Origin of the sequence: Pigmentiphaga sp. H8 (assembly GCF_003854895.1) — a bacterium.
Taxonomy (GTDB): Bacteria; Pseudomonadota; Gammaproteobacteria; order Burkholderiales; family Burkholderiaceae_B; genus Pigmentiphaga.
On sequence record NZ_CP033966.1, the window covers coordinates 5,721,150 to 5,733,252 of the forward strand.

Genomic DNA, 12,103 nt, shown 5'->3' on the forward strand with positions numbered 1-12,103 from the left:
ACATCATGACCGCCATGAATGCGTCCACCCTGCGCATACGCGATACCGCGCTGCGCGTCGCGCGCGCCGGCCAAGGCCAGCCGCTCCTGTTCCTGCACGGCCCCGGCGGGCTGGCCGAATCGCAGGCCTGGCTGCCGGCGCTGGCCGAACACTACGACTGCCACGCCCCCGAGCATCCCGGCTACGGCGGCGCCGCCGTGCCGGCCTGGCTGGACAACGTGCGCGACCTTGCCAACTTCTACCTGGACTACCTGGACCAGCAGAAGCTGCGCGGCGTGCACCTGGTCGGCTACGACCTGGGCGGCTGGATCGCGGCCGAACTGGCGGTGCGCAACAGCCACGCGCTGGCTTCGCTCACCCTGATCTCGGCCCAGGGCATCCACGTGCCGGACGTGCCCGCCACCGACGTCTTCCTGCGCACCGACGACGATCTCGTGCGCGACACCTACCACGACCCCGCGCTGGCCGCGCGCGTGCTCGAACGCGCGCCCACCGAGGAAGAGCTGGACGTGGCCGTGCGCAACAAGGAAGTCACCGCCCGCCTGACCTGGCAGCCGCGCGGCCACGATCCCGACCTGGCCAAGTGGCTGCATCGCATCGCCGTGCCTACGCTGGTGGTATGGGGCGCCAACGACCGCATCCTGCCCGCCGAATACGGCCGCGCCTGGCGCGATCGCATCGCCCGCGCCACGCTGGCCGAGATGGGCGATTGCGGCCACGCGCCCCACCTGGAACGCCCGGCCGAGACCCTGGCCGCGCTGACCCGTTTCACCGCCTCGACCGGGAGCCCCGCATGAAGTTCTTCAATTTCCACCTGATGCCCTATCGCCATGCGGACCTGGAAGCGATCCAGAAGAACGGCTCGGCCTGGGTGACCTTCTCCAACCGCCACTACGATCCGCAGCTGGGCGCCGAGCTGTACCACGAGTACCTGGACCAGATGGAATACGCCGACCAGCTGGGCTTCGACGGCGTCTGCCTGAACGAGCACCACCAGACGGCATACGGCCTGATGCCGATTCCGGGCGTGCTGGCCGGCGCGCTGGCTCGCAGCGTCAAGCGCGCGCGCATCGCCGTGCTGGGCCGCGCGCTGCCGCTCCTGAACAACCCGCTGATGGTGGCCGAGGAATTCGCCATGCTGGACAACCTGACGCGCGGCCGCTTCATCGCCGGCTTCGTGCGCGGCATCGGCGCCGAATACCACGCCATGGGCATCAACCCGGCCGAGTCGCAGGCGCGCTTCGCCGAGGCCCACGACCTGATCGTGCGCGCATGGACCCAGCCCGGCCCCTTCTCGTACACGGGCAAGCACTACCAGTTCAACTACGTGAACCCGTGGCCGCGTCCCTACCAGGACCCGCACCCGCCGATCTGGGTGCCGTCGCAGGGGTCCAGCAGCACCATCCGCTGGGCGGCGGGACTGCGCTACACCTATTGCCAGACCCTGAGTCCCATCGCCACGGTCAAGAAATTCTTCGACATGTACCGCGAGGAAGCGCGCAAGGCCGGCTACGAAGCGGGCCGCGACCAGCTTGCCTGGTCCAACTGCATCTACGTGGCCGAGACCGACGAGCGCGCGATGGCCGAGGCCAAGCCGCACCTGGAGGCCCTGATGACCCGCCTCCTGAAGATGCCCATGGAAATGCTGCTGCCGCCGGGCTACACCAACATCGAGGCCATGAAGCGCATCAAGTCCACGCGCGCGGTCGGCGCCAAGCCGCAGTCGGTGGAAGACCTGGTGAAATCCGGACTGGTCATCATCGGCAGCCCCGCCACCGTGCGCGAGAAGCTGGCCGAGTACGAGGACCTGGCGGGCTTCGGCACCACCCTGACCAAGACCCAGTTCGGCACCATGCCCGACGGCATGGTCCGCGCCAACATGCAGGCCATCGCGCAGGAAATCATCCCGCACTTCAAAGACGCCGCCTGAGCGGTCAACAAGGAGGAGACAGATACATGGCTTACACGCTATCGCGCACCCTCGCGCCCTGGCTGGCGCTGACGGGCGTCCTGCTGGCCCCCGCCGCCGTGGCCGACACCGCGGCCGGCTACCCCGAGCGGCCGGTCAAGCTGGCGCTGCCCTTCCCGCCCGGCGGCTCGGCCGACACCATCACGCGCAGCATGGCCGAACGGCTCCAGGCCCAGCTGCACCAGCCCTTCCTGATCGAGAACCGGCCCGGGGCGGCGGGCAACGTCGCCACCCGCTACATCGCCAAGGCGCCGGCGGACGGCTACAACCTGCTGGTGGGCGTGACCGGCGCCATGGCCATCAATCCCAACCTCTACACGCTGGACTACGATCCCGCCAAGGACTTCGTGGCGGTCTCGATGGTGGCGCGCGCGCCGGTCGTCGTCGTGGCCGACCCGCAGGCCGGCATAGCCAGCATCAAGCAGCTGATCGAACAGGCCAAGGCCAAGCCCGGCATGCTGACCTACGCCACCAATGGCGTGGGCACCAGCCACCACCTGGCGGCCGAACTGTTCCGCCAGGCAGCCGGCCTGGACATGCGCAACGTGCCGTACAAGGGCACGCCGGAGGCCTTGCAGGACATCATCGGCGGACGCGTGCCGCTGGGCTTCATGGACCTGACCGCCTCCATCCCGCTGATCGCCTCGGGCAAGCTGAAGGCGCTGGCCACCACCGGCACCAGGCGCACGCCCGCGCTGCCCGACGTGCCCACCGTGGCCGAAGCGGGCGTGCCGGGATTCGCGGCCGATACCTGGGTGGGCATCTTCGCGCCCAAGGGCACGCCCCAGGCCATCGTCGAAAAACTCAGCGCGGAAATGAAGACCGCGCTGGCGCTGCCCGAGCTGCGCGCCCGCGCCCAGACGCAGGGCCTGGAAGTGGCCGGCAGCACGCCGGCCGAACTGCAGCGCTTCCTGCAGGAAGAATCGGCGAAGTGGAAACGGGTGGTGAACGAGGCGGGGATCAAGCTGCAATAGCGGCAGCCATGGCCGGGGGCGGCGGCCGCCGCCCTACTTGTCCTCTTCCAGGTTCTCGATCATCTTCGCGCCTATGCGCAGGAACTCGGCCACCTCGTCGGGCGTCAGGCCCTCGCACGCGTCCTTGTAGACCTCCATCGCCGAATCGGTCATCAAGGCCAGCATTTCCCTTCCGCGCTCGGTCAGGGACACCAACCGTCGGCGCGCGTCCTGTTCATCCGACACGCGCGCGATCAGGCCGTTCTTCTCCATGCGGGTCAGCGTCGCGGCCATGGACGGCTGCTCGACGCCGACCATGCGCGCCAGCTCCATCTGGGTCGAGACCCGCACGTCCCGCAGGCAGCGCAGCACCGGAAACTGCCCGGGCATCACGCCGTGCGGGCCGGTCAGTTGCGCCAGGCGCCAGACCACGCGCCGGTTCAGCGTGCCGACGACGAAACCCAGGCTTTGCGTGCGTATGTTCATGAGCGGAGAAAGGGGCGGCGGAGCGGGAAAGTTAGCACAAGTCCGCGCCGCCTTTTCCGCCGTCACGCGTCCCGGCGGTCCTTGCGCCCGGCGGCGGCCAGCTCCTCGACGTAGGCCTGCATGGAACGCGCCAGCCGGCCCAGGATGGCGCGCAGCACGAGGCTGTTGCCGCTCATCCCGTGTTCCCCGATGTACGCGTGCACGGCGGCCAGCTGGCCGCGTTCCCGCGCATCGAGCGGCAACGCCACGCGTTCGGCCCATTCGTCGAATCCCAGCTGCGCGACCTGCACCGGCCGCCCCAGCGCCCTTGCCGCCATCTCGCCTATCTGCGCCCGCGTCCACATACCTTCCGCGCACAGCTCGAAGGTGCCATGGGCCAGCCGGTCCCCGGTCAGCGCGATCGCGGCCACCTCGGCCACGTCCCGGTAGTCGACGCGTGCCAGCGGACGATCCACCGGCGTCGACTCGACGTACTGCCCATGCGCCGCGATGGCCGGCCAGGCGGCGGCCAGATTCTGGAACAGGTTGGCCGGCTGCAGGATGGTGTATTCCATGCCGGAGGCGAACAGCGCGGTTTCCACCGGAATCTTGCTCGCATGGTTATCCAGGTCCGCGTTGGTGGGCTGAATGACCGAGGAAAACACGAACTTGCGCACGCCCGCCCGCCGGGCGGCCGCGACCATGTTCAGGCCCATTTGCGCCTCGTCGGCGGCGAACACCGGGCCGATGTGGAACACGCCCCGCACGCCGCGAAGGGCCCGGTCCAGGCTGGTCGGGTCGCGCAGGTCGGCCTCCACCGTCTCGGCCGCCCCGTTGGCCCGCGCCAGGCGCGCCTCGGCCTCGCCGCGCACCATGGCGCGCACCGACACGCCCCGGCGCGCCAGTTCCGGCACGACCATGCCCGCGAAGCGCCCCGCTCCGCCCACGCTCAACACCTTGAAATCGTCTTGCATCGCTCAGTCCTCGTCGAAACGGATATCGAAGCGTCGATGCTACATTCGTGCATATTTCATGATAAGACACTGGTTTTCACAGCCACTATCACGTTTATCGGGATAATCCACATGGAAAACGCCGATGGCATTGCCGCCTTCCTGGGCGTGTACGAACACGGCAGCCTGACGGCCGCCGCGGCGCGGCTGAACCGGTCGCTGCAATCGACCAGCCGGTCACTGCTGGCGCTGGAACGCGAACTGGGCGTGGAACTGATCCACCGCACTACCCGCCGCTGCACGCCCACCGAAGCCGGGACGGCGTTCTATGAAAAGGCCAAGCCGGCCTTCGAGGCGCTGCGCGCCGCCAAGCTGGACGCCGCCGACCGCCGCGTGGAGCCCGCCGGCCTGTTGCGCATCGGCGCTTCCGTGCAGTTCGCACCCGCCTACCTGGTGCCCGTGGTGGCGGCTTTCATGCAGCGCTATCCGAAGGTCGAAGTCGAGCTGGCGCTGTCCGACAGCTTCGTCGATCTGATCGACGCCAATCTCGACCTGGCGCTGCGCATAGGCGAACTGGGCGATTCCGGGCTGCGGGTCCGGCGCCTGGGGGCGCTGCGCCGCGTCGTGTACGGCGCGCCGTCCTACCTGGACCGGGCCGGCACCCCCGGGCATCCGGACGAGCTGCGCCAGCATGCCTGCGTGCTGCGCACCACCTCGGATGCCGATGGCCGGTGGCCCTTTCTCATCGACGGCAAGGTGCGCATGGTGCGCGTCGGCGGACGCTTCCGCGCCAACCACACGGCCGCCGTCACCAGCGCCGTGGCCGAGGGCCTGGGGCTGGGCTTCGCGCCGATCTGGCAGCTGCGCGACCTCATCGCGGCGGGAAGCGTGCGGCCCCTGCTGGAAAGCTACGAAGTCCCGCCCGTGCCCATCCATGCCGTATGGTCCGGCGGCCTGCGCGCGCCGGCCAAGACCCGCCGCTTCATCGAGTTCCTTGGAGCGGACCTCAAGCGCCACCTGCCCTGACGGCGGCGGGCGCGCCGCCGTCCGCCTCTTCCTCCAGCAACTGCCTGACCACCCGCCTGGCCCGCACCGCCGCCGTGTCGATGGGCAGCAGGACAGGCTTCAGGCTCATCAAGTCGGCCGTGCCCATGGCCTGCTGGACCGCCTCCAGCATGGGCTTGTCCTGCTCGCCGAAGCCCACCTGCTGCCACTGCGCGATGGCCTGGTCCATCTCTTCGTCGGCGACGCGGAAGTTGCGGCTGTGGGCGAAGAAGTAGTGCGTGGACGTTTCCGTCTCCGGCGTCACGATGTGGGCGGTGAAGCTCTGCCCCCCTTCTTCCCGGGGCCTCCCGGCGGGTGTGACGCCGGTGTCCAGGCGCAGCAGGCAGGGCGGGTCCCAGCGCATGTCCAGCCACTGGTCCACCGGCGACCGCCCATCGTAGCCGGGCAGGCGCTTGGCGAACATGGGCGAGGCCTCGCCGTCCGGGCACCACAGGTTGCTGTGCACGGTGCGCCCATCCTGCCTGACCTCGTGCCGGCCCTTCAGGATGGCTTCGCTGGAATGGAAGTTGGCATGCACGAACTGGGTGTGGCTGAGGTCCAGCAGGTTGTCGGTCTCCAGCAGGTAGTTGGCCCGCACGTGCAGGTAGCCGTCCACGCGGCGCCGCGCCGGATCGTCCAGGAAGGAGAAGTCCGGGATGGCGGACGGGTCGGCCAGCGCCGGCTCGCCCAGCCATACCCATAGCAGCGTGTATCGCTCGACGGCGGGAAAGGCGCGCACCTCGGCCGCCAGCGGAATCCTGCCGTCGCCATGCGGATTGCCCACGCATTTTCCGCTGCCATCGAAGCGCAGCCCGTGATAGCCGCATTCGACGACGCCGCCATCCACCCTGCCCCGGCTCAGCGGCGCGAAGCGATGGGGACATCGATCATGCAGGGCGGCCGGGCGGCCGTCTTCCCGCCGGTAGAACACCAGCGGCGTATCGGCGATGCGCCGGGCCAGCATGCGGCCCTCGATCTCGCCCGACCAGCCCGCCATGTACCAGGTATTGCGCAAGAACATGCACTGCTCCGTATCAATCGACCTTGATGCCGAGTTGTTTGACGATCGTTCCGTATTCCTCGTACTGCGAGGCGAAGAAGCGCAGGAAGGTCGGCCGGTCCAGCCCGCCGGGCTCGACCCCCAGTTGGGCGATGCGCCGCCGGGTGTCGGGATCGGCCAGCGTGGCCTGGGCCGCGGCGGCCAGCTTGTCCACGGCCCGCTGGGGCGTGGCGGCCGGCGCGAACAGGCCGAACCATTGCGTCATCTGCACCGGCGCATAGCCCGCCTCGATGGTGGTGGGCAGTTCGGCCAGGAAATCGGTCCGCTTCCTGGCGGTGACCGCCAGCGCCTTGAGCTTGCCCGAACGGATGTAGGTAACGGTCGACGCGATGGGCAGGATCGAGAAATCGAGCCGGCCGGCGACCAGATCGTTGATGATGGCGGGCTCGCTCTTGTAGGCGATCTCGGTCACCGGCAGCGAGGCCGCGTGCCCGAAGAGCTGCGACACGATGTTGGTCGTCGCCCCCGTGCCCAGCGATCCGAAATTGATCGGCCGCCCGGCCTTCGCCGCCGCCGCGGCGAAGTCGCGCAGGTTGCCGGCCGGGGTCTCGGCGGACACCAGGAAGACGCTGGGCGATGACGCCACGTAGGCCACGGCCGCGAAATCCTTCCGGGCGTCGTAGGGAACGCTGGCGTACACGTGCGGGTTGATGGCCATCACGCCCGAGCTGCCCAGCATGACCGTATAGCCATCGGCCGCCGCCTGCGCCGTGGCCCGCGCCGCGATGAAGCCGCTGGCGCCCACGCGGTTCTCGACGATGACGCTTTGCCCCAGGCGCGCGGCCATGCCCTGCGCCAGGATCCGGCCCAGCAGGTCCGCCTGGCTGCCCGGCGCGTTGGCCACATAGATGGACACCGGCCGCGACGGAAATTCATCGGCGCGCGCCGGCCCGGCCAGCGCGCTCGAACAGGCGGCCGCGCACACCGCATACACCATGCTTCGTCTCCACATGTCTCCTGCCCCTTCTTGTCGGCTTCTATCGGGTGAGAAAACATGCTATTGATACGGACAGAATTGCTCAAACAAATTTTCGTCATGTCCACTATTGATGATGTAGATGTCCTGGCGGGCCGGCTGGACCTGAACCTCCTGCGGGTCTTCATGGCCGTGATGCAGGAACGCAGCATCACCCTGGCCGGATCGCGGCTGGGCCTGACGCAGTCCGCCACCAGCGCGGCCGTCAACCGCCTGCGCCAGCAGCTGAACGACCAGTTGTTCGTGCGCACGCGCCAGGGCATGGAGCCGACCAGCCTGGCCACCGCGCTGGCCACGCCCGTGGGCAACGCGCTGGGATTGATCCGCGATGCGCTGGAGGAATCGCGCGGCTTCGATGCACGGACGACCGTGCGGGAGTTCCGGTTATTGATGACGGACGTGGGCGAACTGATGTTCCTGCCGCGGCTGACGGCCTGGGTGCACGAACATGCGCCCGGCGTGCGCCTGAGCTGCCGGCAGGTTCCGCGCGACCAGTACGGCGCCGAACTCGAGACCGGCGGCGCCGACCTGGCCCTGGGCATGCTGCCGCTGGGCGAACGGGACTTCGTGCAGCAGCGGCTCAAGGACGAGACCCTGGTCTGCCTGGCCTGCGCCGGCAACCCCGCCGCGCGCAAGCGCCTGACGATGGAAGCCTTCCTGTCGCTGCCGCACGTGGTCATCCGCGCGCCGGCGATGGGCGACCGGTTCGTGGTCAAGGCACTGGGCGAGCGGGCCAGCCGGCGCAAGATCGTGGCCGAGGTCCAGCACTATCTGTCGGTGCCCATGATCCTGCGCGACAGCCCCTTCCTGGCGGTGGTGTCGACCTCGGTGGCGGCGGAACTTGCCGGGCCCAACCGGCTGGCGGCCCTGCCGCTGCCCTTCAAGCTGGAGCCCCTGGCGATCCGGCAGTTTTGGCACAAGCGCTGGAACAACGATCCGGGCCACCGGTGGCTAAGGAATGGCATCGTGTCGCTGTTCGGCAGGACGGCGCGGCGCTAGGCGCTATTTTTCCGGCCACGCTTGCCTTCCTTGCTGCCGAACAGTTCGACCAGGCTCTCGCGCAGCCAGGTCAGCGCGGGGTCCGCGTGATAGCGGTGATGCCAGTACATGTTCAGGTCGAACACCGGGAATTTCACCGGGGACTCGCAGATCTCGAGCCTGGATTCGCGCACGGCCAGCCGGCCGAAGTTGCTGGGCACGGGCGCGATGAGATTGGTGTCGGCCACGATGGGAAGCACCGACAGGAAACTGCGCACGCGCAGCGCGATCTCGGCGCGCACCGCCCGGCTGAGCAGCACGCCCTCCACCGCCGCCAGGTGATGCGTCGCGGGCGGAGCGGCAAGGATATGCCGCGAGTTGCGCAACTGGCTGAGCGTCAACGGCATGCCCTGGGTGGCGCGGCTCTTGCGCCGCACATAGACGAAGTGCTCGGGAAACAGCGTTTGCTGGTGTATCTGCTTGCCCAGGCCGGGAATGAAGCCCATGGCCATGTCGATGTCGCCCGAGGCCAGGCCCTCGCCCAGTTCCCGCAGGTCCGCCGAAAGGCTTTCCACCGTGATGCCGGGGGCATGGTCGCCCAGGTAGGCCAGCAGCTTGGGCAGGAAGTAGCGCTCGCCGGCATCGCTCATGGCGATGCGGAATGAACGATGGGCATCCCTGGGATTGAACTCCGTCCTTTCGATGGTGGTCCGCACGGTCTGCAGCGCGGACGCGACGGGTATCGACAGTTGTTCGGCAAAGGGCGTCGGCACGACGCCCCGCTGCATGCGCACGAACAGCGGATCGCCGTAGGTCTCGCGCAGCTTGGCCAGACCGTAGCTGACCGCCGGCTGCGACAGGCCCAGCCGCTGCCCGCAGGCGGTCAGGTTGCGCGTCTGGTAGATGGTGTCGAATAGCTCAAGCAGGTTGAGGTCGATCTGCCGGGTCAGGGGCCGGGCCGTCGGGCGCATGTTCAGTCATCAGTGGATTCGATATCACAAATCTTATCTTTTAATTTCTCAAATGAGTACCCGTCCCCTAGAGTAGCAGCGCCAAGGGAGGCAATACCATGAACCTGTACATACGGCTGGCCGTCCTGGCCGGCATCTTTTCCATGGCCGCCACGGCGGCGAACGCGCAGTCCTTTCCCACGAAGCCCGTCCGCATCCTCACGCCCTCTTCCGTGGGCAGCGGCCCCGACGTCGCGCTGCGGGCCATCGCCGAACAGCTCGGCAGGAAATGGGGACAGCCCGTGATCGTCGACAACCGCCCCGGCGGCAACGGCTTCGTCGCCACCGGCCTGTTCAAGCAGGCCAGGCCCGACGGCTACGAATTGATCGCGCCGGACAGCAGCCACATCGCGACGCATCCGCACACCTTCCGCAAGCTGCCCTACGACCCGCGGAAGGACTTCGAACCGATACGGCCGATCCTGAACACGGCGTTCTTCGTCGTGGTCGGCGCGAACAGCCCCTACAAGACGTTGGGGGACATCGTCCGGGCCGCCAGGGAGCAACCCGGCCGGGTGACCTATGGATCGTGGTTCGTGGGCAGCCCGGGACACCTGGGCGGACTGCGGCTGCAATCGCTCAAAGGCATCGAAATGCTGCACGTGCCGTTCAAGGACATGGGCCAGTTGATGGCCGCCGTCGCCGCCGGAGAAGTCGGATGGACGCTGGGCAGCGACGCCAGCGCCGGGCCGCTGGAGAAGGCGGGCAAGCTGCGCTATCTCGCCATCGCCGCGCCCGCGCGCTCGCCCACCCATCCGCAGGTGCCGTCCGTGGACGAGAGCCCGGACACCAAGGGGTACGACGTGCAGGCCTGGGTCGGCCTGTTCGCGCCGCCCGGCACGCCCGAGGCGATCAAGCAGCGCATCAGCGACGACGTCGCCGCCGTCCTGAAGTCACCGCAGATCGTCGAACGCTACCGGCTGCTCGGCTACGAGAATCCGGACCTCGATCCCGGGCAGTTCGCCGCCCGGATCCAGCGCGACACGGACGCCTGGGGCGCCGTCATCAAGCAGGCGGGCCTGCGGCTGGACGACTGACCACAAACGCAACGAGAAAGGGACGTTCTTCATGCAATCGAAGTCAAGGCCGGGAACGATGGATCGGTACCGGGTGGAAGGCCAGCTTGCCGTCGTGACCGGCGGCGCCCACGGCATCGGCCTCGCATGCGCCGGACTGCTGCGCGAAGCTGGAGCCCGGGTGGTGATCGTCGACCGCGACGGCCCCGCCGCCCAGGCCGCCGCGCGGGCGCTGGGCAACGGCGATGCCCGGGAACTGGATGTCCAGGATGCGGGCGGCATCGGTCCCGTGTTCGCCTCCATCCGCGCGCAGCACGGCCCCATCGGCATCCTGATCAACAACGCCGGCATCTCGATCCGCAAGGGCGCCCTGGAGCTGGAACTGGAGATGTGGAAACAGGTCCTGGACATCAACGTGACCGGCGCGTTCCTGTGCGCGCGGGAAGCGGTGCGCAACATGGACGCGACGGGCGGCTGCATCGTCAATACCGCGTCCATCATGGGGCTGTCCGGCGGGAGCCTGTATCCCAACGCGGCCTACCATACGGCCAAGGGCGCGGTAGTCAACATGACGCGGTCGCTGGCGATCGAGTGGGCGCCGCGCCGGATCCGGGTCAACGCCGTGGCGCCGACCTGGACCCGCACCTCGTTCATCGGCGAACTGTCCGCCGATGTCCGTACCCGCATCGATGCCCTGACACCCCTCGGCAGGCTGGCCGAACCCGAGGACGTGGCCGAGGCCATGCTGTTCCTGGCCAGCCCCGCCGCCTCGATGATCACGGGACACATCCTTCCGGTGGACGGCGGCTACCTCGCACAGTAGATTCCGTCCATGCCTCCCATTGCCATTGCCTGCGCCATCCTGGCTCCGCTGATCTGGGGTGCGCAGCTCGTCGTCATCAAGGTCGGCCTCGCGGCCTTCCCGCCGCTGTTCTTCGTGTCGCTGCGCTTCGCCATCCTCTCCGCCATCCTGCTGCCCTTCGTGCCCAGGCCACGGCGCGACCAGGTGTGGCCCGTCGTGCTGATCTCCATCTTCATGGGCGGCCTGAACTTCTCGCTGATCTTCATGGGCCTGGGGCAGGGCCAGGCCAGCCTGGCGGGCGTGGCCATCCAGCTGGCGACGCCGTTCACGGTGCTGCTGGCCTGGCCGCTGCTGGGCGAGCGGCCGCCGGTGCGCGTCCTGCTGGGGGTGGTCATCGCGTTCGGAGGCGTGGCCCTGGCCACCGTCGATCCCGGCGCGCAGGTCGCGCTGCTGCCCACGCTCATGTTCGTCGGCGCGGCCTTCGGCCTGGCCATGGGCGGCGTGCTGACCAAGCGCTACGGCCCCTTCGATCCGTTCATGCTGGTTGCCTGGATGTCCACGCTGGCGCTGCCGCAGATCTTCGTCATGTCGCTGGCAATGGAAACCGGCCAGATCGACGCGCTGCGGTCCGCCCCCGGCTCGGCCTGGCTGGCCCTGGCCTACACCGTGTTCCTGGGAGGCATCGCCGGCTTCGGACTCTGGTTCTGGCTGATCGGCCGCTACTCGATGGCGCGGGTCGCGCCGTATGGATTGCTGCAGACGGCATTCGCCGTCATTACCGCCACGCTGTTCCTGGACGAACCCCTGACCGTCACGCTGGTGGGCGGCATGTTCCTTTGCATCGCCGGGGTAGCCATCACGCAGCGGCGGTCCTGAC

13 protein-coding genes are annotated in these 12,103 nt (G+C 68.6%); 8 read left to right on the top strand and 5 right to left on the bottom strand.

Going from position 1 to position 12,103, the window contains the following annotated elements:
* The first annotated feature begins 5 nt into the window (after positions 1-5).
* Genes EGT29_RS27045 through EGT29_RS27055 form a run of 3 tightly spaced genes read left to right on the top strand, consistent with a single transcriptional unit; the run spans position 6 to position 2,943 of the window.
* Entirely contained in the window at positions 6-797 is a 792-nt protein-coding gene (locus tag EGT29_RS27045; RefSeq protein WP_202865574.1) for an alpha/beta fold hydrolase, read from the top strand.
* Positions 794-1,930: an LLM class flavin-dependent oxidoreductase gene (locus EGT29_RS27050; protein ID WP_124691905.1), complete on the top strand. Its 1,137-nt coding sequence runs from the start codon at positions 794-796 to the stop codon at positions 1,928-1,930. Before EGT29_RS27045 ends, EGT29_RS27050 begins: the two co-directional genes overlap by 4 nt.
* Before the next feature lie 26 nt (positions 1,931-1,956).
* Positions 1,957-2,943, top strand: a complete 987-nt coding sequence (locus EGT29_RS27055; RefSeq protein ID WP_124691906.1) for a tripartite tricarboxylate transporter substrate binding protein — start codon at positions 1,957-1,959, stop codon at positions 2,941-2,943.
* Between the two features lie 33 nt (positions 2,944-2,976).
* Here the strand turns inward: EGT29_RS27055 and EGT29_RS27060 are convergent, their stop codons facing one another.
* The gene (locus EGT29_RS27060; RefSeq protein WP_124691907.1) at positions 2,977-3,408 is read right to left on the bottom strand and encodes a MarR family winged helix-turn-helix transcriptional regulator; all 432 of its coding nucleotides are present in this window, start codon (positions 3,406-3,408) and stop codon (positions 2,977-2,979) included.
* A 62-nt stretch (positions 3,409-3,470) separates the two neighbouring features.
* Positions 3,471-4,361, bottom strand: a complete 891-nt coding sequence (locus EGT29_RS27065; protein WP_124691908.1) for an NmrA family NAD(P)-binding protein — start codon at positions 4,359-4,361, stop codon at positions 3,471-3,473.
* Between the two features lie 111 nt (positions 4,362-4,472).
* Here EGT29_RS27065 and EGT29_RS27070 point away from each other — a divergent pair, with 111 nt between their 5' ends.
* Positions 4,473-5,366, top strand: a complete 894-nt coding sequence (locus EGT29_RS27070; protein WP_124691909.1) for a LysR family transcriptional regulator — start codon at positions 4,473-4,475, stop codon at positions 5,364-5,366.
* Here EGT29_RS27070 and EGT29_RS27075 read toward each other — a convergent pair.
* Together EGT29_RS27075 and EGT29_RS27080 are read right to left on the bottom strand one after the other, a co-directional pair.
* A complete protein-coding gene (locus EGT29_RS27075) occupies positions 5,347-6,405 on the bottom strand; it encodes an aromatic ring-hydroxylating dioxygenase subunit alpha (RefSeq protein WP_124691910.1) in 1,059 nt (352 codons plus the stop codon). The two genes, EGT29_RS27070 and EGT29_RS27075, sit on opposite strands and share 20 nt — an antisense overlap.
* Before the next feature lie 13 nt (positions 6,406-6,418).
* Positions 6,419-7,396 (bottom strand): tripartite tricarboxylate transporter substrate binding protein, encoded by a 978-nt coding sequence (locus EGT29_RS27080; RefSeq protein ID WP_124691911.1) that lies wholly within the window; start codon positions 7,394-7,396, stop codon positions 6,419-6,421.
* 84 nt (positions 7,397-7,480) lie between these two features.
* On the opposite strand from EGT29_RS27080, the gene EGT29_RS27085 reads away from it, so the two are divergent.
* Positions 7,481-8,419, top strand: a complete 939-nt coding sequence (locus tag EGT29_RS27085) for a LysR family transcriptional regulator (protein WP_161567999.1) — start codon at positions 7,481-7,483, stop codon at positions 8,417-8,419.
* Here EGT29_RS27085 and EGT29_RS27090 read toward each other — a convergent pair.
* Positions 8,416-9,369, bottom strand: a complete 954-nt coding sequence (locus tag EGT29_RS27090) for a LysR family transcriptional regulator (RefSeq protein ID WP_124691913.1) — start codon at positions 9,367-9,369, stop codon at positions 8,416-8,418. The genes EGT29_RS27085 and EGT29_RS27090 overlap by 4 nt on opposite strands.
* A gap of 98 nt (positions 9,370-9,467) precedes the next feature.
* Between EGT29_RS27090 and EGT29_RS27095 the strand changes: the two genes are divergently transcribed.
* From EGT29_RS27095 to EGT29_RS27105, 3 genes are read left to right on the top strand one after another with little or no spacing between them, the layout of a single operon-like run.
* On the top strand, positions 9,468-10,445 hold the full coding sequence (locus EGT29_RS27095; protein ID WP_124691914.1) for a tripartite tricarboxylate transporter substrate binding protein: 978 nt from the start codon (positions 9,468-9,470) through the stop codon (positions 10,443-10,445).
* Positions 10,446-10,476: 31 nt separating this feature from the next.
* Positions 10,477-11,247: an SDR family NAD(P)-dependent oxidoreductase gene (locus EGT29_RS27100; protein WP_238160225.1), complete on the top strand. Its 771-nt coding sequence runs from the start codon at positions 10,477-10,479 to the stop codon at positions 11,245-11,247.
* A gap of 9 nt (positions 11,248-11,256) precedes the next feature.
* A complete protein-coding gene (locus EGT29_RS27105) occupies positions 11,257-12,102 on the top strand; it encodes a DMT family transporter (RefSeq protein ID WP_124691915.1) in 846 nt (281 codons plus the stop codon).
* Position 12,103: the final 1 nt, after the last annotated feature.

Coding starts and splice junctions, on each gene's coding strand:
- EGT29_RS27055 (WP_124691906.1), top strand. CDS start 1,957: ATGGCTTACACGCTATCGCGCACCCTCGCGCCCTGGCTGGCGCTGACG.
- EGT29_RS27100 (WP_238160225.1), top strand. CDS start 10,477: ATGCAATCGAAGTCAAGGCCGGGAACGATGGATCGGTACCGGGTGGAA.
- EGT29_RS27070 (WP_124691909.1), top strand. CDS start 4,473: ATGGAAAACGCCGATGGCATTGCCGCCTTCCTGGGCGTGTACGAACAC.
- EGT29_RS27075 (WP_124691910.1), bottom strand. CDS start 6,405: ATGTTCTTGCGCAATACCTGGTACATGGCGGGCTGGTCGGGCGAGATC.
- EGT29_RS27090 (WP_124691913.1), bottom strand. CDS start 9,369: ATGCGCCCGACGGCCCGGCCCCTGACCCGGCAGATCGACCTCAACCTG.
- EGT29_RS27050 (WP_124691905.1), top strand. CDS start 794: ATGAAGTTCTTCAATTTCCACCTGATGCCCTATCGCCATGCGGACCTG.
- EGT29_RS27045 (WP_202865574.1), top strand. CDS start 6: ATGACCGCCATGAATGCGTCCACCCTGCGCATACGCGATACCGCGCTG.
- EGT29_RS27065 (WP_124691908.1), bottom strand. CDS start 4,361: ATGCAAGACGATTTCAAGGTGTTGAGCGTGGGCGGAGCGGGGCGCTTC.
- EGT29_RS27085 (WP_161567999.1), top strand. CDS start 7,481: ATGTCCACTATTGATGATGTAGATGTCCTGGCGGGCCGGCTGGACCTG.
- EGT29_RS27095 (WP_124691914.1), top strand. CDS start 9,468: ATGAACCTGTACATACGGCTGGCCGTCCTGGCCGGCATCTTTTCCATG.
- EGT29_RS27105 (WP_124691915.1), top strand. CDS start 11,257: ATGCCTCCCATTGCCATTGCCTGCGCCATCCTGGCTCCGCTGATCTGG.
- EGT29_RS27080 (WP_124691911.1), bottom strand. CDS start 7,396: ATGTGGAGACGAAGCATGGTGTATGCGGTGTGCGCGGCCGCCTGTTCG.
- EGT29_RS27060 (WP_124691907.1), bottom strand. CDS start 3,408: ATGAACATACGCACGCAAAGCCTGGGTTTCGTCGTCGGCACGCTGAAC.